The organism is Paenirhodobacter sp. (genome assembly GCF_041916475.1).
In the GTDB taxonomy this organism is placed as follows: Bacteria; Pseudomonadota; Alphaproteobacteria; order Rhodobacterales; family Rhodobacteraceae; genus Rhodobacter.
Genome location: NZ_JAYRZN010000035.1, coordinates 1 through 20,500 on the forward strand (window position 1 = coordinate 1; position 20,500 = coordinate 20,500).

General features: G+C 70.7%; 12 protein-coding genes. 11 read left to right on the forward strand and 1 reads right to left on the reverse strand.

Features of this window, described 5'->3' with window-relative positions; translation table 11 throughout:
• Positions 1 to 1,100 precede the first annotated feature (1,100 nt).
• The 11 genes from ACOMG5_RS13945 to ACOMG5_RS13995 all read left to right on the forward strand — a co-directional run bounded on the left by ACOMG5_RS13945 (position 1,101) and on the right by ACOMG5_RS13995 (position 18,347).
• Positions 1,101 to 1,805 carry a hypothetical protein gene (locus tag ACOMG5_RS13945; RefSeq protein ID WP_420344406.1) on the forward strand — a complete coding sequence of 235 codons (705 nt, stop codon included), beginning with the start codon at positions 1,101 to 1,103 and terminating at the stop codon, positions 1,803 to 1,805.
• A gap of 1 nt (position 1,806) precedes the next feature.
• Entirely contained in the window at positions 1,807 to 3,585 is a 1,779-nt protein-coding gene (locus ACOMG5_RS13950; RefSeq protein WP_420344407.1) for a trypsin-like peptidase domain-containing protein, read from the forward strand.
• Positions 3,586 to 3,594: 9 nt separating this feature from the next.
• Complete coding sequence (locus ACOMG5_RS13955; protein WP_420344408.1) at positions 3,595 to 4,872, forward strand: hypothetical protein; 1,278 nt, start codon at positions 3,595 to 3,597, stop codon at positions 4,870 to 4,872.
• Positions 4,872 to 7,937, forward strand: coding sequence for a virulence factor SrfB (locus tag ACOMG5_RS13960; protein ID WP_420344409.1), 3,066 nt, complete (start codon positions 4,872 to 4,874; stop codon positions 7,935 to 7,937). The genes ACOMG5_RS13955 and ACOMG5_RS13960 overlap by 1 nt, the downstream gene beginning before the upstream one ends.
• Positions 7,938 to 7,947: 10 nt before the next feature.
• Positions 7,948 to 10,611 (forward strand): virulence factor SrfC family protein, encoded by a 2,664-nt coding sequence (locus ACOMG5_RS13965; RefSeq protein WP_420344410.1) that lies wholly within the window; start codon positions 7,948 to 7,950, stop codon positions 10,609 to 10,611.
• The gene (locus tag ACOMG5_RS13970) at positions 10,608 to 11,573 is read left to right on the forward strand and encodes a hypothetical protein (RefSeq protein WP_420344411.1); all 966 of its coding nucleotides are present in this window, start codon (positions 10,608 to 10,610) and stop codon (positions 11,571 to 11,573) included. Before ACOMG5_RS13965 ends, ACOMG5_RS13970 begins: the two co-directional genes overlap by 4 nt.
• Positions 11,570 to 13,489: a vWA domain-containing protein gene (locus tag ACOMG5_RS13975; RefSeq protein WP_420344412.1), complete on the forward strand. Its 1,920-nt coding sequence runs from the start codon at positions 11,570 to 11,572 to the stop codon at positions 13,487 to 13,489. The genes ACOMG5_RS13970 and ACOMG5_RS13975 overlap by 4 nt, the downstream gene beginning before the upstream one ends.
• Before the next feature lie 9 nt (positions 13,490 to 13,498).
• Entirely contained in the window at positions 13,499 to 14,215 is a 717-nt protein-coding gene (locus ACOMG5_RS13980) for an ABC transporter ATP-binding protein (protein WP_420344413.1), read from the forward strand.
• The gene (locus tag ACOMG5_RS13985; RefSeq protein WP_420344414.1) at positions 14,212 to 15,411 is read left to right on the forward strand and encodes an ABC transporter permease; all 1,200 of its coding nucleotides are present in this window, start codon (positions 14,212 to 14,214) and stop codon (positions 15,409 to 15,411) included. Before ACOMG5_RS13980 ends, ACOMG5_RS13985 begins: the two co-directional genes overlap by 4 nt.
• Positions 15,408 to 16,949 (forward strand): formylglycine-generating enzyme family protein, encoded by a 1,542-nt coding sequence (locus tag ACOMG5_RS13990; RefSeq protein WP_420344415.1) that lies wholly within the window; start codon positions 15,408 to 15,410, stop codon positions 16,947 to 16,949. The genes ACOMG5_RS13985 and ACOMG5_RS13990 overlap by 4 nt, the downstream gene beginning before the upstream one ends.
• A 180-nt stretch (positions 16,950 to 17,129) precedes the next feature.
• A complete protein-coding gene (locus ACOMG5_RS13995; RefSeq protein WP_420344416.1) occupies positions 17,130 to 18,347 on the forward strand; it encodes a peptidoglycan-binding domain-containing protein in 1,218 nt (405 codons plus the stop codon).
• A 646-nt stretch (positions 18,348 to 18,993) separates the two neighbouring features.
• Here ACOMG5_RS13995 and ACOMG5_RS14000 read toward each other — a convergent pair.
• Positions 18,994 to 20,373: an L-serine ammonia-lyase gene (locus ACOMG5_RS14000; protein ID WP_420344417.1), complete on the reverse strand. Its 1,380-nt coding sequence runs from the start codon at positions 20,371 to 20,373 to the stop codon at positions 18,994 to 18,996.
• Positions 20,374 to 20,500: the final 127 nt, after the last annotated feature.

Sequence of the window (20,500 nt, forward strand, 5' to 3'; positions counted from 1 at the left end):
GGGCAATGCCGAACGCATCGCCATCTGCGCCCAGCTCGGGATTGAGCCGGGCGGGCTGCCGGAGAGACAGGTCGCGGTTTCTGCCGAGTTGACGCGACCTCCGGCCTGTGGCGCGCGGGGAGTGCCACGGGCCATCCCGCCCAAATGAAGGAACCCCCTCATCCCGATCCGCTGACACGGCTCTCTGCCGGGCTGGCCGATGCGAAAGCTGCCCGGGCCACGTTCGGCGGCGCGATCACAGCACTTGAACAGCGTGTACAAAAGGGGGTGAAAGCGCTAAGCGCCGTGACGGTCGAGGCCTCGGAGCACCGCCGCCTTCATAGGCCCGGACGCGCGCCCATGACTGACGGAGATGCCGGATTGCAGGCGTTCTTCCGGCCCGGATCGATCGCCTGACCTTCGATCAGATCGCGGCTGAAATCGCACAGCATTTCTCCGGAACGCGGCGCGTTGGCAAGTCAGCCATCCGGGAATGGCTGCGCAGGAAGCGTGAGACGGAGATCGCCTAAAACGGCGGCCCTCGCGGATCATACGGGATAGCCTGCGGACCCGCGGCCAATTCCGTCATTGCGGCCCAATTGGTGACGCTGCGGGATAATGAGTCACACAACACTGACGAAAAATCTCGGCGGCCGGCTCGCCGGGATAGCAAGGCGCAGAGGGGCGCCTCGCGCCGGTCATGGTCGCCTGCTATGGTCGGTCGGCGTGCTTCGGGCCGGGAGGATGTCCGCTCGCTGCCAGGGCCGGTCAGCTGTACGCAATGCCCCTGTGGGTTCTCCGGCTGATGACAAGACCGACTGGGGGGGCTAGGGAATCAGGGACCAATCGCATCCCTGCTGCGCTGATTTCATGCCGTCGGGCGAGGGTGCGCGGCAGGCGCATGGCCCTGCAGGGAGCGCCCGCATGCCTGACGGTGACGGGCAGCGCTGCAAGGTCGCGCGGGCTCGCGTAAGCGGTGTATTACCCTTCCGCCCGCAGGTTGTCGCTCCACGCCCCGCGGCCTGACTGAGGCGCGCTCTGGCCGGGATGATTGACGGAAGCGGCAGCATCGCTTTTACTTGCTCCGGGTTTGCCTTTTTCAATCGGGTCCATCGTTTTTGATGTTACGTGCTGGTGTTCTTGTTCTCTCGGTCGGGCTCGTCGCGCTCGCGGGTGGCGCCGCCTATCTGGCCTTACGCTCCTGCGCGGTACATGTGCCGGGCGTGCCGGGCTGGGTCGGGCGCAGCTGCTCCGATCCCGCGGCGCGGGAGATGGCAGGGCGCCTTGATGAGCTCCGCCGCGCCCGCGAAACGCTTCTGGCCGATATCCGCATTGCCGAACGGCGGCTGGCGCAGATGCGCTGCGAAGCCGAGATCCCGCCGCCGCCCGCCCCGGAGCCTGCGGCGGAACCCGCCCCAACCGCGCCTGAGATCGATACCGACGCCTGGCGCGGGCGCGATCTGGGGATGCTCGATGGCTGCTGGGAGCTCGATTCCGATTACCGCGTCCGCAATTCGCAGACCGGCAAGGTCACCGAATATCGCGAATGGTCGATGTGTTTCGACGCCAGCGGGCGGGGCCGCACCGCCATGCGCGCGAGCGATGGCACCACCTGCCAGGGAACCGTCTCCGGGCGCTTCGATGGCGGCGGGCGGCTCGTGCTGGAGGAGCCCGACGACCCGGAATGCTCCGACCGCACCGCGATCCTGCGCCGGATCATCACCTGCAGCCTGACGCCGGACGGCGCCGCGGCCTGCGATTCCCACCAGCCCTCCGCCGACCTGACCGCCCCGGTCCGGTTGCGCCGCAGCGCAGGAGCCCCGTGACATGGCCGATCATTTCCTGACCAAGACCCAGGTCGAGCTGGCCGATTGTCTGCCCTGGGGGCCGGGCCTCGCGCTCGATGCCCATGCCGCGCTGCATGCGGTGCTTTCGGCGCGGGTTTCGCCCGAGGTGGCGGACCTGTTCGCCGAGCCCTTGCTGAACCGGGGCAACGATGCGGCGCCGGCCTCCATCGCCTGGTATTGCGCGCATGAGGGCGAGGGGCATCCGCTGTCGGAGCTGGATGGGCCGGCGCAGGCGCGGGTGGGGGCGCTGCTGTCGCAGCGCCTGCAGGCGTTGCGCGGGCTCCTGGCCGACAGCGAGGATGGTACGCTGATCGGCGCCGCGCTGCATCTGGCCGATAGCCCCAAGGGCGATATCTGGGTGGTGGCGGGCCAGCCGGTGATCCTGAACTGGGGGATGGTGCCGCATGGCATGGCCCGCGATCCGGCAAGCCGTGCGGCGCTGTTCGCGCGCACGCTGGGCCGGTTCTTGCCGCTGAAGGACGCACCACCGCTGACCGAGGCGGAGCGCGCAGCCCGCGCGGCCCCCGTTTCTCCCGCTGCCGTGGCGTCTGCCGCGCCGCCGCCGGAGCCCGCTGCCGCTGCGCCGGCCATGGCCGCGCCGCGCCGCGTGGGGCTGTGGGACTGGCTTCCGCTGCTGGTGCTGGTGCTGCTCGCAGGGGCTGCGGTGGTCTGGCTGCTGATCCCCGGCAACCGGCTGTTCCCGCCTCAGGCGCCGGTTGCGGTGGAGGATGCCCGCGCGGCCGAGATCCTGGCCGAAAGCAATGCCGCGCTCATTGAGCGCCGCAATGCGCTGCGCGCGGCGCTGGAGGGCGCGCAATGCCGCGCCGATGGCACGCTGATCATGCCCGGCGGGCGCACCATAGAGGGGCTTCTGCCCCCGGTGCCGGGTGACCGCGCCGATGGCCCCGGCGCGTCTGTTCCGGGGGCCACCGCCTCCACCCTGCCGCCCGATCCGGCGCGGGTACAGGTGCCCGAGCAAGGCGGCGCCGAGCCGGGCAGCACGGCAATCGACAATGCCTCGCTCCTCGAGGTGATCGAGCGGCGCACGGTGATGGTCATCGCGCAGGGGCCCGAGGGGCTCTCCACCGGCACGGGCTTTTTCGTCGCGCCCGATCTGGTGATGACGAATTTCCATGTGGTGGAGGGCGCTGCCGCGGAGGGCGTGTTCGTCACCAATGCCGCGATCGGCGCGCTGCATGCGGCGCAGGTCGTGCGGGCGGAAGGCCCGTTCGAGCAGACCGGCACCGATTTCGCCCTGCTGCGGGTCCCGGGCGTGGCGGCGCGGCACTTCCCGCTCTATCTGCCGCAGGGCTCGCTGAAGCTGCAAAGCGTGATCGCGGCCGGGTTCCCGGGCGATGTGCTGGCCACCGATACCGCCTTCGCGGCGCTGCAGGCGGGGGATGTCTCCTCGGTGCCGGACCTGACCGTGACGGATGGCACCGTGAGCACCGAGCAGACGATTTCCGCCGAGGCCCGTGCGGTGGTCCATTCGGCGCCGATCTCGCAGGGGAATTCGGGCGGGCCGCTGGTCGATGTCTGCGGCCGGGTGGTGGGGATGAACACCTTCGTGCGGCAGGGGAACCTGCGCACGCTGAATTTTGCGCTTTCGGCGGCGGATGTGGCGCGGTTCCTGCGCGCGGCCGGGGTGACGCCGATGGAGACCGATGCGCCCTGCACGCCGGAGGTGCGCCGCCCGGGCGTCGCCCCCGAGGCTGCGGCCCCGCAACTGCCGGATTTCGGCACCGGATCGGGGAATTAGGGCAGGGCCATGCACGAAGCCTTCCTCACCACCACCACCTCGGAAGGGCTCAGCGCGCTTGGCACGCGCGAGCAGCGCTCCTATGAGCTTCTGAGCGAGACCCTGCGCGAGCGGCTCGGGCCGGATCTGGCCGCGCTGCTCGCGGAGCCGGTGGCGACGGATCTGGGCGACCGGAGCGACTGGTATGCCGCGGTGCCGGGCCGGGCGCGGCGGCTGACCGATCTGCCTGCGCCTGCGCAGGCGGCGGCGCGGGCGGTGCTGAGCGAGCAGATCGCGCAGGTAGAGGCGCTGGCCGAAAGCCTCGCCGCGGGCGGCGGCGCCGAGGCGCTGCGCCTCGCGGATGCGCTGCGCCATGCGATGCAGGTGCCGGGAGACAGCCACATCTTCGTGGTGGAGCGCGCCGGGGCCGCGCCGCAGCCGGTGCTGGTGAACTGGGCCTGGGTGCGCGACGACCGGCGCGCCGTGCGCGGCACGCTGACCGGCTCCATGGCGCCGCCCCCGCCGCCGCCCCAGCCCCCGCCGCCGCGCGTGACCCCGGCGGCCGCGCCGGAGCCGCGGCCCGCCCCGGTGCTGGCGGAGCGGGCGGCGCCTTCGGGGCTGTGGTGGCTTCTGCGCGCGGGCTGGCTGCTGCTTGCGCTGCTGATTGCCTGGATGATCTGGCTGCTGATCCCGGCCTGCGGCCTGCGCGGGCTTTTCGCGCCCGGGGATTGCCCGGGGGCGGCGGTCGTGGCCGCCGCGGCCCCGGCGGAGCGCAGCGTTCTGGAGGACGAAATCGCCCGGATCGAGCGCGAGATCACCCTTGCCGACAATGCCTGCCAGCCGCTGCCGCCCCCGCCTGCGCCCCAGCCCGCTCCCGCGCCGGAGCCGCCGCAGGATACCGGCATGCTGGACCGGCTGGACCGCGCAGGCGCACAGCGCGGGCGGCTCGCCTTCTCGCTTGCCTGGGATACGCCGGCGGATCTCGATCTGTGGATCACCTGCCCGGCGGGGGCCACGATCTCCTATAAACAAGACCATGCCTGCGGCGGGGTGCTGGACGTGGACAGCAATGCCGCAGGCACCCGGCTGCGCCGCGATCCGGTGGAGAACGTGTTCTTCGCAGAGCCGCCGCCCGGCGCCTATGTGATCCGGGTGGATTTCTTCGGCCGCAATGGCGATGCGCCGCAGCAGCCGTTCCGTGTCATGATCCGCGACGGCGAACAGGTGACGCTGCGCGAGGGGGTCGTGGCGCTCGGCTCGGGCGGGCGGCGGCAATGGATGATGACTTATAACTACACGGGAAACTGATGATATCGGACCGCAAAGAGCACCTGCGCCCGCTGGTGAAATGGCATGACGAGATCACGCTGGTCCCGTTCTCGGGGATCCAGATCCTGGATTTCGGCTTCCGGCTGGATGCGCTGACGCTGCGCCCGGGGCGGTTCATCGAACGCACCACCGGCGAGAGCGGCGGGCGGGTGGAGCGCAAGCTGATCCCGCTCACCGGGCGCGAGGAGGACGATGCCGAGATCGAGAATGCGGCCCGCGCGGACGACGACGAATATTCGGTGCGGCCCACGGCGGCGCTGGAGCCTTACCTGGGCAAATGGGTGCCGGTGCCGGTGCTGCGGCTGAAAAGCGAGCGCGGCCCGGGCGGGGAGGAGCGGTTCGATCCCGGCCCCTCCAGCTGGGCGCGGCTGCGCACGGTGGAGCTGGCGGAGCCCGAGCCCGAGACCGGCTACACCCACCGGGTGCAGCTCGCGCTCGACACCACGCTGATCGCGCAGGATGCGGGGCGGCAGTATCTGGCCCCCGATCTCGCCGATGCCGAGAACCGGCGCGGCTTCCGCTTCGTCTCCGATCCGGCGCAGATGGACTGGTTCCTGCGCCGGCTGGAGGCGGGCGAGGACGGGGTGATGGTGGACCTGCAGATGTGGGTGTCCGATTGGCTGAAGGAGCTGTTCCTGGCGTTCAAGCGCGCCGAACGCCCGGGCCGCACCATCACCGAGGAGAGCCTGCCGCATCTGTTCGAACACTGGGCGCGCTACCTCGCCTATCTGAAGGTGATCGACCATGCGGTGAAGATCCCGCAGATGCGCTTGGTCAATACGGTGACGGACCGCGATGCGGTGACGCCGGTGGATGTGGATCTGGTGCTCGATATCGGCAATTCGCGCACCTGCGGCATCCTGATCGAGCGGTTCCCGGGCGAGGGGCGGGTGGATCTGGCGCGCTCCTTCCCGCTGGAGATCCGCGATCTGTCGCGGCCGGAGCTGCATTATTCGGGCCTGGTGGAGAGCCGGGTCGAATTCGCCGAGCTGAAATTCGGCGACGATCATTTCGCCAGCCGCTCGGGGCGGCGCAATGCCTTCGTCTGGCCCGGTTTCGTGCGGATCGGGCCGGAGGCGCTCCGGCTCATCCAGGGCGAGGAGGGCACCGAGACCACCTCCGGCCTGTCCTCCCCCAAGCGATATATCTGGGATGACGAGGCCCGCCAGCAGGACTGGCGCTTTCACAACCATCTCGATCCAAACAACCTGCCGAAATCGGTGCGCGCGGCGATGCGGCTGATGAACGAGGCGGGCGATGTGCTGAACCAGATCGGCTATGAGGAGCAGGCCCGCCTGCGCCCGCGCGGCAAGACGGCCAAGGCCCGCGCGATCCGGCCGCGGTTCTCGCGCTCGGCGCTGTTCGGCTTCATGCTGACGGAAATTATCGCCCATGCCTTCGTGCAGATCAACGATCCCGGCTCGCGCGCGAAGCGGGCGCAATCGGATCTGCCGCGGCGGCTCGCACGCATCATCCTGACCCTGCCCACGGCCACCTCCGCGCAGGAGCAGGCGATCATCCGCTCGCGCGCGGAAGGGGCGCTGGAGCTTTTGCGCGCGACCCTCGGCCTGCCCGAGGACGACGACGCGCGGCTGCCGCGCCGGGTGGATCTCGTGGTGGAATGGGACGAGGCGAGCTGTACCCAGCTCGTCTGGCTCTACAGCGAGATCACGCAGAAATTCGATGGCAACATCGACGCCTTCCTGGCGCTGAAGGGGCGGATGCGGGGCACCGAGCCGAGCCTGCGGCTGGCCTGCATCGACATCGGGGGCGGTACCACCGATCTGATGATCTGCACCTATCGCGGCGAGGCGAACCGGGTGCTGCACCCCGAGCAGACCTTCCGCGAGGGCTTCCGCATCGCGGGCGACGATCTCGCGCAGCGGGTGATCTCGGGGATCATCCTGCCGCAGCTGCAGGCCTCGATCGAGGCTGCGGGGGGGCAATATGTGGGCGGCAAGATCCGCGAGCTGTTCGCGGGCGATATCGGCGGCCAGGACCAGCAGGTGGTGCAGAAGCGGCGCCAGTTCGCCCTGCGCGCGCTGATGCCGCTCGCGGTGGCGATCCTGTCGCATTGCGAGACGGCGGGCGAGTTCGACCGCTTCGATCTGAACGTCGGGCAGACGCTGCGGATTTCGTCCGATCCTTCGGTGCCGGGGGCGATTTCGCCCGAGATCCTGAGCTATCTGGAGGCGGCGGCGCGCGATCTGGGCGCGCCGGGCTGGCGGCTGGCCGATGTGGTGCTGAGCACCTCGCGCGAGGATGTGGATGCGATCGCGCGCGAGGTGTTCCAGAAGGTGCTGGGCAACATGGCCGAGGTGATCGATCATCTCGGCGTCGATGTGGTGCTGCTGACGGGGCGGCCCTCGCGGCTGCCTGCGGTGCGCGCGATCATGGAGGAGATGCTGGTGGTGCCGCCGAACCGGCTGGTCTCGATGCACCGCTACCGCACCGGGCGCTGGTATCCGTTCCGCGACCCGATCAGCCAGCGCATCGGCGACCCGAAGAGCACGGTGGCGGTCGGCGGCATGCTGATCGCGCTGGCGGAAAGCCGGGTGCCGAATTTCAAGGTCTCGACCGGGGCGTTCCACATGCGCTCCACCGCGCGCTTCGTGGGCGAGATGGACAACAACGGCCAGATCCGCACCGACCGGGTGATGTTTTCGGACCTCGATCTCGATACCCGCGGCGCGCCGAAGCCGGCCGAGGTGCGGATGTTCGCGCCCATTCACATCGGGTCGCGGCAGCTGCCGCAGGAGCGCTGGACGACGACGCCGCTGTTCCGGCTGGATTATGCCAATACGGCGGCGCAGCGGCGGCCCTCGCCGCTCAAGGTGACGCTGGAGCGCGCCGATTTCGACGACAGCGACGGCGACAGCTCGGTCGAGAAGCTGCGCCGCGAGGCGCAGCGCGAATTCCTGCGGGTGATCGAGGTCGAGGATGGCGAGGGCGACGGGATGAAGACCGGCGATGTGGTGCTGAAGCTGCATACGCTGGGCTTCGATGACGAATACTGGATCGACACCGGCGTGTTCCGGTTCTGACGGGGTGGGCATGACGACGCAGCAGCAACTGGGCGAACGGTGTGATCGGGTCAGCGCGGCGGCGCAGGCGGCGCTGGACTGGGTGAGCGACCCGGAGAATGCCGAGACCGTGGGCCATGACCGCAAGACGCTGATCCGGGCGTTGCGGCGCGGTACCCGGCGGGCGGCGAAGCTCGGGCGGGCGGCGCGCACGAAGATGAGCGTGAGCGTCTATGGCCCCTCGCAGGCGGGCAAATCCTTCCTCGTTTCGGTGCTGGCGCGGCCGAAGGACGGCCGGCTGACGGCGGATTTCAACGGGCCGGGCGGGCAGCTGGACTATATCTCGGAAATCAACCCGGCCGGGGATGGCGAGAGCACCGGCCTCGTCACCCGCTTCACCATGAGCCGCGCGGACACGCCCGAGGGCTTCCCGATCCGGCTCGTGCTGCTGTCGGAGGCAGATATCGCGCGCACGCTCATCAACAGCTTCTACGAGGACGGCGACAAATCCGAGGAGCTGCCGGAGGCGGAGGTGCTCGGCGCCCATATTCGCGCGTTCGAGGCGAAGATGCAGCCCGCCGATGCCCCCGGGCTGAGCCTCGAGGACGTGTATGAGATCGGCGAATATGTCGAGCATACCTTCGGGCGCACCGCCTATGCGGCCGCGCTCAAGACCTTCTACGACGAGGCCGCGCAGATCGCGCCGCGGCTCGCGCCTTCTGATCGGGGGGCGTTCCTGTCGATCCTCTGGGGCGGCTACGGGCCGCTGACCGAGCTCTATGTGCAGCTCGCGGGCGCGCTGGCGCAGGTGGAGCAGGCGGAGGTGGTGCATGTGCCGCTCGCGGCGCTGACCCCGCGCGAGAGCTCGATCATCGACGTGAAGACGCTGCAGGGCCTGTTCGGCCCGGGGGGCGATACGCTGCCGGTGCGTGCGCCCTCGGGCCGTGTCGCGCAACTGAGCCGGGCCATGGTCTGCGCGCTGGCGGCAGAGCTCGTGTTCCCGATGCGGGACCAGCCCTATGACCTGTTCGCCGAGACCGACCTGCTGGATTTCCCGGGTGCGCGCAACCGCTTCGAGCAATCGCTGGCGAAGACGCTGAAGACGCCGTCGGAGACGGTGCCGCAGATGTTCCTGCGCGGCAAGGTCGCCTATCTGTTCGACCGTTACGTCGCCAATCAGGAAATCACCTCCATGCTGCTGTGCATCCCCGACAGCAACATGGAGACGCTGCCGCTGCCGCCGCTGGTGGAGCAATGGATTGGGCTGACCCATGGCGCGACCCCGGCGCAGCGCGCGCTGACCGAATGCATCCTGTTCTTCGTGCTGACGAAATTCGACAAGCACCTGGGCGACAGCGCGGCCGGTGCCAGCGCCGAGGAGCGCTTCACCCGCCGGATGAAGGCCTCGCTGCTGGAGGGCTTCGGCAAGGAGACCACGAACTGGGTTCATGAATGGGTGCCGGGGGAGCCGTTCCGCAACTGCTTCTGGCTGCGCAATCCGAACTATTTCGTGGAGGGGTTGCTCGATTACGCCGAGGACAGCACCGAGCTGCGGATCCGCCCCGAGAAGGAGGCGCGGGTGGCGGAGCTGCGCGCGGGGTGCCTCGCCACGCCCGCGGTGCAGGCGCATTTCCGCGAGCCCGCCCGGGCCTGGGATGCGGCCTTGCGGATCAATGATGGCGGTGTGGGCTATCTGATCGAGGAGCTGACCCGGGTCTGCCGCCCCGAGAGCAAGCTGCGCCAGATCTCGGGGCAGATCGAGAAGCTGGCGGCGGATCTGTCGGCGCAGCTCCGGGTGCATCACGTCTCCGACGATATCGGCCTGCGGATCGAGGAAAAGCGGATCGCCGCGGCCGAGGTGATCGACGGGCTCGAGCTCGCGCTGCAGCGGCATCGGTTCGGCGCGGTGCTGGCGGCGCTGATGGTGGATCAGGACCTGGTGCAGGACCGGATCAGCCGGGTGCCGAGCTCGATCCGGATCAGCAGCGCGGTCTCTTCGGCCGCGGCCGTTGCGCCCGCGGCCGCACCCGCGGCGCCGTCGCGGCCGCTCTTGCGCCCGGGCCGCCCCGCGCCTGCGGCAGCGGCCCCCCCGCCCGCGCCGGAGGCCCCCGCGGCCCCGGATATCCGCACGATGACCCCGGAGGCCTTTCAGGCGGAATCCGCGGTCGAGGTCTGGATCGAGGGGCTGAAGCGCTTCCGCGAGGACGAGGATACCATCGGCCATTTCGGGCTGAGCGTGACCGGGGTCACCACGCTCGGGGCGGAGCTCGCGCATGGGCTGCGCCGTTCGGGCGTGGTGGAGCGGCTCAAGGGGCGGCTTCGGGCGATGAATTTTGGCCACACTATAGACAAACAGGCCGAACCTGCCGCGATCGTTTGCGCGGAGGGGATAAATGGCTTCGTGGCCACGCTGGGCTATGCCGATATGCCCGAGGGGGCGCGGCCGCGGGTGGATCTGGGCGAGGGGCGCTCGCGCGCGGTTTTTGCCGCGCGCCCCGTGGCCGACAGCGCCGACAGTCTGCCGCCGGTGCCGCGCGCGGCGGCGGAGGACCATTGGACGGATTGGGTCTGGTCGCTCGATGCGCTGGTGATCGAGAACGCCAAGGATGGCGGTGGCGGCGCGGTGAACCTGGAGCAGAACCTGCGCCTCGGCGGAATCCTGTCGGATCTGGACCGGCGGGGGGTGGCGGCATGAGCATCACCATCCGCCCCGACCCGGAACGCCCCTCCGGCGGCTATGCGCTGCTCGAACTTCCGGAGGCGGAGCTCGCCGGCGAGAGCGCCCTGATTGCGGTCTTCGATGCCTTCTCGGAGCGGTTCCTCGGCGAAAGTGGCTGGCACGCGACGCGCGCCGATTTCGGACCCTATCCGGTCACGCGCGCGGGTGGGCTGGCGCGCATTGTCATCGGCCCCGAAATCGTGAACCAGATCGAGGAATATGCGGCGCTGCGGCTGCATGTCGGGCCGCGGAGCTACGAGACCACCTGGCCCGATGACGTGGTACCGCGGCCGGGCGCTGCGGTGCTGGGCGGGCTGCATGTGCCGCGCGCGGCCGGGCCTGTACCGAGCGACAATCTGGTCGGCCGCCCCGCTGTGCCCGAGCCGGAGGCGCCGCCCGCCGATACGCCCCCCCCGGTGGCGGAGCCCACCGGGCGCGGCAAGGGGCTGCTGCTGGCCGCAGGCCTCGCGCTCTTGGCGCTGATCGCCGGGGCGGCATGGGTCCTGACCCGGCCCGATCCGGAGCCTGCGCCCGCCCCCGCCCCGGTGGCCGCAGCGCCCACGCCCTGCAGCGCTGAGACGCTGGATGCCCTGGCCGGGCAGCCCTTCGCCAGCGTGCTGCCGCAGATCAGCACCTGTGGTGCGCGCATCGGCGCGGACCGGGTGCTGAACCTGCTGGAGGACGCGGCCGCGAAGGGGGACGCAGCCGCGCTCATGCTGTTCGGGCAGCTCTATGATCCGAAGGCGCAGAACCCGCTTGCCGCCGTGCCGGGGCTGGCGCTGAGCCCGAACCCGGCGCTGGCCGCGGGGTATTACAAACGCGCCCTCGCGGCCGGGAACGGCGCGGCGGAGGCGCCGCTTGGCGCCGTCTGTGCCGGGCTCGCTGCGGCGGGCGACACGCTTTCCCAGGCGGCCCACGAGGAGCATTGCCCGAAATGATCGCCCGTACCGCCCGCCACGCCACGCTCGCCCTGTCGCTCTTGCTGGGGCTGCCCGCCTGGGCCGAAACCGCGCGCCCGCTGCTGATCGAGGGCACGCAGACGCTCTACCAGCGGGTGCTGACCCGGCCCGGCGCGCCGCTGCATGCCGCAGCCGTGGGCGCCGTTTTGCGCGCCTATCCCGCGTTCCAGCCGCTTTATGTATTTGCGCGGCAGGACGGCTGGGCGCAGGTTGGCCCCGCGGCACGCAGCGCGCCCGAGGGCTGGGTGCGGCTGAGCGATGTGGTCGAGTGGAAGCAGAACATCATCGCGGCCTTCACCAACCCGGCCGGGCGCGAGCCGAGCCTGCTGTTTGCCACGCCCGAGAAGCTGCGCTTCCTGATGGAGCACGAGGCGATGGCCGATCTGCAGCCGCGCCTGATCGAGAAGGCGCGCCACGGCGGGCTCACGCCGGAGGATGGCGTGGTTTCGATCGAGCCCGAGAATTTCGTCAATATCCGTGACGAGCTCTACCTGATGCCGATCCTGGATTTCGTGCCGGAGCTGCATCCGCTGAATTACGAGCCGAACCTGCTGATGCAGGTGGCCTCGGTGCCGCTGAATGCACCGCCGCCCGCCTCCGGGGCAGCGGCGCCGCAGCCGCGCGCGGATTTCGACGTGGGGGTGGTGTTCGTCCTCGATACGACGAAATCCATGGGGCCTTATATCGACCGCACGCGCAAGGCGCTGGCGCGGATCGTCGAGGGGATGGAGGGGACCGAGACCGGCGCGAAGATCAACTTCGGCGCGATCGGCTTTCGCGACAGCCCGGAGGCGGTGCCGGGCCTCGATTACCGCACCAAGGTGCTGGTGCCGCTGGAGCGGCGCACCGATCAGGGGCCGGTTCTTGCGGCGATTGCCGAGGCCACCAATGTCGCGACGGCGAGCTCGCCCGGCTTCAACGAGGACAGCCTCGCCGGTGTGGAGGATGCCATCGACAGGATCGACTGGGATCAGGGCGGCGCCGATCCGGTCGACGGGCGCTATGTGATCCTGGTCACCGATGCCGGCCCGAATGACGTGAACGACCCCAACAGCCGCTCCACCATCGGCCCGGCCGAATTGCAGCGCGATGCCGAGGGGCGCAACATCGTGGTGATGACGCTGCACCTGAAGACGCGGGCGGGGCAGGGCACGCATGATTATGCCGCGACCCAGTACCGCAAGCTGTCGCGCTTCGGGGATGGCACGTTCTACTATCCGATCGAGGGCGGCTCGGAGGACGCGTTCGAGGCCACGGTGACGACGCTGGTCACCGCGCTCACCGATCATGTGCGGGCCGCGCGCGGGGAGGCTGCGGTGCTGCCGGAGGCGGAGGCGGGCGCGGATCTGGTGAACCTCGGCCGGGCGATGCGGCTGGCGTGGCTCGGGCAGCAGGAGGGCACCCGCGCGCCCGATGTGATCGAGGGCTGGGTGACGGAAAAGGCCGCCGAAAACCCGCAGAAACGCGCGATCGAGCCGCGCCTGCTGATCACCAAGAACGAGCTTTCGACCATGGCGCAGCTGCTCGAGAACCTGCTGCGCATCGCCGAGAGCACCCGCACCGATGCCGAGGCCGCGACCTTCTTCACCCAGGTGCAGGGGCTGCTCGCGGGCATGGCCCAGAACCCCGATACGGTGGTGAACCCCGAGACCCGCACATTGGGCGGCGCGCTGGAATATCTGGGGCGTCTGCCCTATCGCAGCCAGCTGCTGGAGATCGACGAGGCGACCTGGCGGCAAAGCGCGATGTTCCGCCGCCCGGTGATCGACGGGATGGCGCAGAAGCTCGCGCTCTATCGCAAGTGGCTCTACGACAGCTCCGTCTGGACGGCGCTGTATGAGGGCGCGCCCGATGGCGAGACCGTTTTCGCCATGCCCTTCGATGCGCTGCCCTAGGCCCGGCCGATGAGCGCGCTGTTGGCCGAGGAGCTGGGGGTTTCGCTGCGCGACGGAGAGCGGCGGTTTCGCCTCGGCGTTCCGCGCTTCGTGCTGAATGCGGGCGAGGTGGTCGGTCTGACCGGCGCCAGCGGCACCGGCAAGACGCTGCTTCTGGAGCTGCTCGGCCTGCTGCGCCGCCCCGATCCGGGCGGGCGCTATGTGGCGGCCGAGGGCGAGGACCTGCTGGCGCTGTGGCAGGCGGGGCGGCGCGCGCGGCTCACCGATGTGCGGGCGGGGCATTTCGCCTTCGTGCCGCAGGCGGGCGGGCTGATGCCCTTCCTGACGGCCGAGGAGAATATCGCGCTCAGCCAGCAGATCAGCGGCCGGATCGACCGGGCCCATGTGCGCGCGCTGATCGCGCGGCTGGGCCTCGGGCCGGTGGCGGGGCTGCGGCCGGACCGGCTCTCGATCGGGCAGCGGCAGCGGGTCTCCATCGCGCGGGCGCTGGCGCACCGCCCACCGGTGGTGATCGCCGATGAGCCGACGGCGGCGCTGGATCCGGAGGCGGCGGCACAGGCGATGGCGCTTTTGTTCGGCGCGGCGGCCGAGAGCGGGGCGGCGGTGCTCGTCTCCTCGCACGACCACGGCCTGCTGGAGCGTTTCCCGATGCGCCGCATCCGGCTGGAGGCGCAGACGCAGGGCGCCACCACCGTCTCCACTCTGGTGGCGGAGGGCGGGGCATGAGGCTGGTTCTGGGGCTTTCGCTGCGCGATCTGGCGCGGGACTGGGTGCACCTTCTGTGCAACGCGGCGGTGCTGGCGGGGATTCTGGTGCCGCTGCTGGTGCTGTTTGGGGTGCGCAACGGGGTCTATGAGGCGCTCTTGGGCCAGCTCACGCGCAATCCGGCTGTTCTACAGATAGATACCCGCGGCAATACCCGCTTCAGCGCCGCCGATGCCGAGGAGCTGCGCGCCTGGCCCGAGGTGGCCTTCGTCACGCCGAAGACCCGCAGCCTGTTCGATTATGTAAACCTGCGGCCGGCCGGGGGGCGGGCGGTGCGCGATGCCGTGGCGGTTCCGAGCGGCAGCGGCGATCCGATGCTGGCGCCGCTCAGGGAGCTGGGGGCGGAGGATGTCGCACTCTCGGCGATGCTGGCGCAGCAGCTCGGCGTGGGGGTGGGGGAGCGGGTCGAGCTGATCACGCAGGCCACCGACCGCCCGCGCCAGCTCTTGCTGCCTCGCCGGGTGGCGGCAGTGCTGCCCGAGGACCGGCTCTCGGGGCGCAGCGTCCTTGCAGGGCTCGCCACGCTCGATCTGATCGAGGCCTTCTACGACGAATATGCCCTGCCGGAGCATGGCATCACGCAGGGCCGCCCGCTGGCGCAGCGGGTGCCCGATTACGCCGGGCTGCGGGTCTATGCCGCCGATCTGGGCAGCCTAGCGCCGCTGCAGAACCGGATCGAGACCCGCTTCGGCGTGGATACCGAGGCGCAGACGGCGCGGGTGATGCAGGTGCTGGGCCTCGGGCGCAATCTGGCGCTGGCGCTGGCGCTCACTGCGGCCGTGGCGGGGATCGGGCTTGCGGCGGCGCTGGTGTTCGGCTTCTGGGCGGAGGTGGCGCGCAAGCGGCGGATGCTGGCCAACCTCGCCCTGCTCGGGCTGCGCCCGGGGCAGATCGGGCTGATCCCGCTGATCCAGGCGCTGGCGACGGCGCTTGTCGGGCTTGGGCTCTCGTTCGGGCTGTTTGCGGTGGCGGCACAGGTGGCGGAGCATCTGTTCGACAGCGGGCTGACGCAGGAGGGCGGGCTGGTGCGGCTGAGCCTCGCGCAGGGCGCGGCGATCGCGGCTGCGGTCGTGGTCTTCGTCACCGCCTCGGCGCTGGCGGCGGCGCGCAGCGCGCTGCGCATCGATCCGGCCGTGGTCCTGAGGGAGAGCGCATGATCCGCTGGGCATTCCTGCTGCTCGCCTGGCCCGCCGCCGCGCAGACGCCCGCGCCCTGGCCGGTGGAGCAATACGATCCGGGCGCGCCCGCGCATCCGGCCGATCTGGTCCTGCCGATGCCCTGCGGCGGGGCGATGGCGTTTCAGCGGGTGGTGGTGCCGGTTTCGCCCGCCGATCCGCTGGATGACCGGCGGCTGCGGCTCGGCCAGTCTCAGCCCGAGACCGGCTATGCCGACTATCTGCATACCGAGCACCTGCGCGGAGCCTTTGCCGCGCCCGAGGGCTCGATGTTCTACATCGGCCGCTACGAGGTCACCCGGGCGCAGCTGAAGGCGATGGCTGGGGATTGCGCCCCGCCCGGGCGGATGGACCGTACGGCGGCGGCGGGCCTGTCATGGTTCGACGCGGTGGATTTCACTCGCCGCTATACCGAATGGCTGCGCGGGCAGGCGGGCGCGCTGCCGCCCGAAACCGGGGGGCTGGGCTATCTGCGCCTGCCGACGGAGACGGAATGGGAATATGCGGCGCGCGGCGGCGCGGTGGTGGATGCCACCGATTTTCCCGCACGGCGGTTCTTCGGCGATGCCGATCCGGGCGAATATGCGATGTATCAGGGCGCCGGGTCCGCGCGCGGGCAGGTGCTGCCGGTGGGGCTGCGCAAGCCCAATCCGCTCGGGCTCTATGACGTTTACGGCAATGCCGAGGAAATGATGCTGGAGCCGTTCCGGCTCAATGTCGTCGGGCGGGCGCATGGGCAGGCGGGCGGCATGGTCACGCGCGGCGGCTCGGTGCTCTCGGTGCCCGATGATTTGTACAGCGCGCAGCGGCGTGAATATCCGCTCTACCGCGCCGAAGACGGGCAGGCGCTGGCAGCCGCGACCTTTGGTATGCGGCTGGTGCTGAGCCGCCCCGTGGCCGGCACCGATGCGGAGCTGCGCGCGATCCGCGATGCCTGGGGGGCGCTGGCCGCAGCCCCTTCCGATACCGGCGATCCGCTGGCGGCGCTCGCTGCGATGATCGAGGACGAGACCGACCCGCGCCGGCAGACCGCGCTCACCGATCTGCAGCACGAGATCCGCCTGTCGCGCGAGGAGGCCGCGGCCGCCATGCGCGAGGCTGCGCGCTCCACGCTGCTCTCGGGGGCGGTGTTCATCGGCGCGATCCGCAGCGGCACCGAAGAAATCGCGCGCCAAACCGGGAACGTGCGCGCGATGGCCGATCAGGTGCGGCTGGCCACGCAGGCGCAGCGCGAGACGCTGATGACGGCGGCGCGGCGGCTCACCGTGCAGCTGGAAACGCTGCGCGGGCTGCAGCGGACCTATCTTCTGTCCTATCGCGGGGCGCTGGAGGCGCTGAGCCGCGAGCTGGATCCGGCCGCGGTGGCCCCGGCGCTGGCGCTGCTGAAGCAGGATCTGTCGCAGGCGGGGCAGGTGGGCCTGCTCAACGACCTGACCGGCTTCGAGGCGGATCTGGCGGCCTATGCGGCGCAGCCCGATATGAGCGAGGGCGCGCTGGAGGCGCTGGCGCTGGCGCGCTGAGCCAAAAACCGGCCGCGCCGGGCGCCGATGCCGAAAAAGAGACTTGATCCCCCCGGCGGAATTCCCCACGCTTTCACTCCGTCGCCCGACCTGTTTCCGATCTCACCCAACACGGGGTATCCTATCATGAGTATCAAGGCGCCTCTCATTCTCGCTCTCACGGCCGGTCTGGCCGCTCCCATGCCGGTGCGTGCCGCCGATACCGGCGACGTGGTGAAGGGGGTCGCCGGTGTGGCGCTGCTGTGTTACGCGACCGGGGTTTGCGGCGGCGGCAGCCAGGCGCAGCCCGCGCCGCGCGCGAGCTCCTCGGGCAGTACCCGCAGCCAGACGCGCGCGCCGGCCGCGCCCCGGGTCGATCAGACCGTGAAGCGCGACCAGCAGGCGCTGAATTATTTCGGCTTTCCGGCCGGGGCTGCGGATGGCCAGAGCGGCGCCAAGACCCGCAGCGCGATCAGCGGCTATCAGGCCTATATGGGCTATCCGGCCACCGGCCAGCTGTCGGATTACGAACGCTCCATGCTGCATTCCGGCTATGACCGGGCGCAGGCCGGGGCCGGGGCGGCCTATCCGAATGTGGTCGCGGCTGAAGGGTCGCGCGGGCTGCTGAAGGCCTTCGCCGCGGATGCGCGGGGCGAGCGCTATACCCCTCCCGGCGCCATTCCCGCCGCAACGGCGCCCGTTCCCGCGCCCGCGCCGCAAAGCCCGGCTGGCCTGCCCGATTTCGGCCAGACCCAGGACGCGCGGTCGATGGCGGGGCATTGCCAGTCGGTCGAGCTGCTGACCCAGGTCAACGGCAAGATGATGACCCCGGATGCGATGACCGACCCGAACCAGGCGCTGGACGAGCAGTTCTGCGCGGCGCGGGGCTATGCGATTTCGCTGGGGCAGCAGCGCGCCGCCGCGGTGCAGGGCGTGGATGATGCCGGCCGTCAGCAGCAGTGCCGCGGACTGGTGGAAACCATGGCCCCCGAGACCGACAAGATTGCGGCAATGCCGCCCGCGCAGGCGATCGCTTCTGCGGAGGCCTTTGCCACGAAGCTCGGGGCGCAGCGGGCGAAGATGGTCAATATCGGCGAGATCTGCATGGGGATCGGCTATCAGACGGACAATCCGGAGATGGTGCTCGCATCGGCCGCGCTGCTGATCGGGGCGGGCGAACGACCCTATGCGGAGGTCTATGGCCATCATCTGCGGCAGGGCTTCGGCGTCGCGGCGGATCCGGCCGCGGCGACGGAATGGTACCGCGCGGATCTTGCGGCGCTGGATGGCGGGGCTGCCCCGGTGTTCCTGCCCGCGCAGGGCGGCCAGCGGGCGGAGGTGATCCGGGCAGCGCTGGCGCCGCAGCCTGCGGCGAATGCTGCGGTGAAGCTGCCGGATTTCGGGGGCGGATCGAACTGATTTCTTTGGCGGTGACGCCCCGCGCCCTTGGGCGGGCCGTTGCAGGCCCTTGTTCGCCGCGCGCGGCGTGCCACTGAGGCGTGGCGGCCGCGCTTGCGGCGCGCCCCGCGCCGAGCACTAGACATCTTCGGCAGCGGAGTACGCCCTGCCTCGCGGATCGCTGGGCTGCGCGGGGAATGCCACCCGCCCTTGTCCTTTCACGCGAGGCGCGCTTGGGCAGGCCTGTCCCCGTATCTTCGCGCGCAGCGCGCTACCATCGGCGGCTCCCTGCGCGGCGCCTGGGCCGGGGGCTGCGTGGTGTGGCGCGGGGTCTCGTCCGCGCTGATGTGTCAGGTGCGCTTGCCGATGCGTATGTGGGATGTCGCGCCTGCGTGGGCTCGCGAGCGGTTGGGCCTGCGGTGTTTCGGGCCGCCCTGCGCGCGCCCTCGGGGCTCGTGGGCGGTGCGGCCTGTGCTGTTTCGGGCCGGGGCGGCTGCGGCAAGCGGGCACACGCCCCCATCCGCCGCGCCCGCGCCTTCGGGCGCATCCGGCGCGCCAGTGCGCCCCGCCCCATCCGCCGCGCCCGCGGCCCGCCCCTGTCGTCTGCCCCGGGGGCGCCCCCATCCGCCGGGGCTTGCGGCCCCGGGCCCGCGCATGGTCCTCGGGATCAGCAGTTCGGGACGTTGACCGCGAGCCCGCCGAGCGAGGTCTCCTTGTAGTGCTCGTGCATGTCGCGCCCGGTCTGGCGCATGGTCTCGATCGCGGCATCGAGCGGCACCAGATGCGCGCCATCGCCGCGCAGCGCCAGCGACGCGGCCGCGATCGCCTTGATCGCGCCCAGGCCGTTGCGCTCGATGCAGGGCACCTGCACCAGCCCCTTCACCGGGTCGCAGGTCATGCCCAGATGATGCTCCAGCGCGATTTCGGCAGCGTTTTCCACCTGCTCGGGGCTGCCGCCCAGCACCGCCGCCAGCCCCGCCGCCGCCATCGCCGCCGCCGAGCCGACCTCCGCCTGACAGCCGCATTCCGCCCCCGAAATCGAGGCATTGGTCTTGATCAGCCCGCCCACGGCCGCCGCCGTCAGCAGGAATTCCCCCACCCGCGACGGCGCCGCGCCGGGCACATGGTCCAGCCAGTAGCGGATCACCGCGGGCACCACCCCGGCCGCGCCATTGGTCGGCGCCGTCACCACCTGGCCGCCGGCCGCGTTCTCCTCGTTCACCGCCATCGCATAGGCCGAAACCCAGTCGTTGATCGTGTGCGGCGCCACCAGGTTCATGCCGCGCTCGGCCAGCAGCGCCTGGTGAATGCCCTTCGCGCGGCGCCGCACGCTCAGCCCGCCGGGCAGGATCCCCTCGGTGCCCAGCCCGCGGTTCAGGCAGCCCTCCATCACCGCCCAGATCCGCGAAAGCCCCGCGTCGATCTCGGCCTCCTTGCGGAACACGCGCTCGTTGCGCCGCTTCATCTGCGCGATGCTCAGCCCGGAGGCGCGCGCCATCGCCAGCATTTCCTCGGCCTTGCGGAAGGCGAAGGGCACCGGCGAGGCCGCGTTCAGCGCCGCGTCATCCACCGCCGCCATCTCCGCGGCCGAGCGCACGAAGCCGCCGCCGATGGAATAATAGATCTCCTGCAGCAGCACGTCGCCCTGCGCATCGAGCGCCTCCAGCACCATGCCATTGGCATGGCCGGGCAGGGGCGGGCCGAAATCGAACACCAGGTCGCGCGCGGGGTCGAAGGCCATTTCCGGCAGGCCGGGCGGCGCGAGGCGCAGGCTGGCGCGGTTCGCCGCCAGCGCGGCCTCGGCGGCCTCCGCCTCGTAGCTGTCGGGCAGGAAGCCCGCGAGGCCGAGAATGGTGGCGCGGTCGGTCGCGTGGCCCTTGCCGGTGAAGGCCAGAGAGCCATGCAGCCGCGCCCGCAGCCCCGCCGCCTGGAACGGCGAGCCCCGGAGCGCCGCCAGAAACCGCCCCCCCGCAACCATCGGACCCATCGTGTGCGACGACGACGGACCAACACCTACCTTGAATATGTCAAATACGCTGAGAAACATGCCTGGCCTTCCTGTTCGCCCGCCCAGATTGCCACGCCGCCGCCCGCAGGCGCTGCGGAAAGCGACATGTTGGCGCGCAAAGGCGCAGCCCGCCCCGGATTTCGCGGTGCAGGGCGGTGCGGGGAAT

Excerpts from the sequence above, each read along its gene's own strand:
- ACOMG5_RS13965 (WP_420344410.1), top strand. The coding sequence starts at position 7,948 with ATGACGACGCAGCAGCAACTGGGCGAACGGTGTGATCGGGTCAGCGCG.
- ACOMG5_RS13975 (WP_420344412.1), top strand. The coding sequence starts at position 11,570 with ATGATCGCCCGTACCGCCCGCCACGCCACGCTCGCCCTGTCGCTCTTG.
- ACOMG5_RS13985 (WP_420344414.1), top strand. The coding sequence starts at position 14,212 with ATGAGGCTGGTTCTGGGGCTTTCGCTGCGCGATCTGGCGCGGGACTGG.
- ACOMG5_RS13995 (WP_420344416.1), top strand. The coding sequence starts at position 17,130 with ATGCCGGTGCGTGCCGCCGATACCGGCGACGTGGTGAAGGGGGTCGCC.
- ACOMG5_RS13945 (WP_420344406.1), top strand. The coding sequence starts at position 1,101 with ATGTTACGTGCTGGTGTTCTTGTTCTCTCGGTCGGGCTCGTCGCGCTC.
- ACOMG5_RS13970 (WP_420344411.1), top strand. The coding sequence starts at position 10,608 with ATGAGCATCACCATCCGCCCCGACCCGGAACGCCCCTCCGGCGGCTAT.
- ACOMG5_RS13980 (WP_420344413.1), top strand. The coding sequence starts at position 13,499 with ATGAGCGCGCTGTTGGCCGAGGAGCTGGGGGTTTCGCTGCGCGACGGA.
- ACOMG5_RS13950 (WP_420344407.1), top strand. The coding sequence starts at position 1,807 with ATGGCCGATCATTTCCTGACCAAGACCCAGGTCGAGCTGGCCGATTGT.
- ACOMG5_RS14000 (WP_420344417.1), bottom strand. The coding sequence starts at position 20,373 with ATGTTTCTCAGCGTATTTGACATATTCAAGGTAGGTGTTGGTCCGTCG.
- ACOMG5_RS13960 (WP_420344409.1), top strand. The coding sequence starts at position 4,872 with ATGATATCGGACCGCAAAGAGCACCTGCGCCCGCTGGTGAAATGGCAT.
- ACOMG5_RS13955 (WP_420344408.1), top strand. The coding sequence starts at position 3,595 with ATGCACGAAGCCTTCCTCACCACCACCACCTCGGAAGGGCTCAGCGCG.
- ACOMG5_RS13990 (WP_420344415.1), top strand. The coding sequence starts at position 15,408 with ATGATCCGCTGGGCATTCCTGCTGCTCGCCTGGCCCGCCGCCGCGCAG.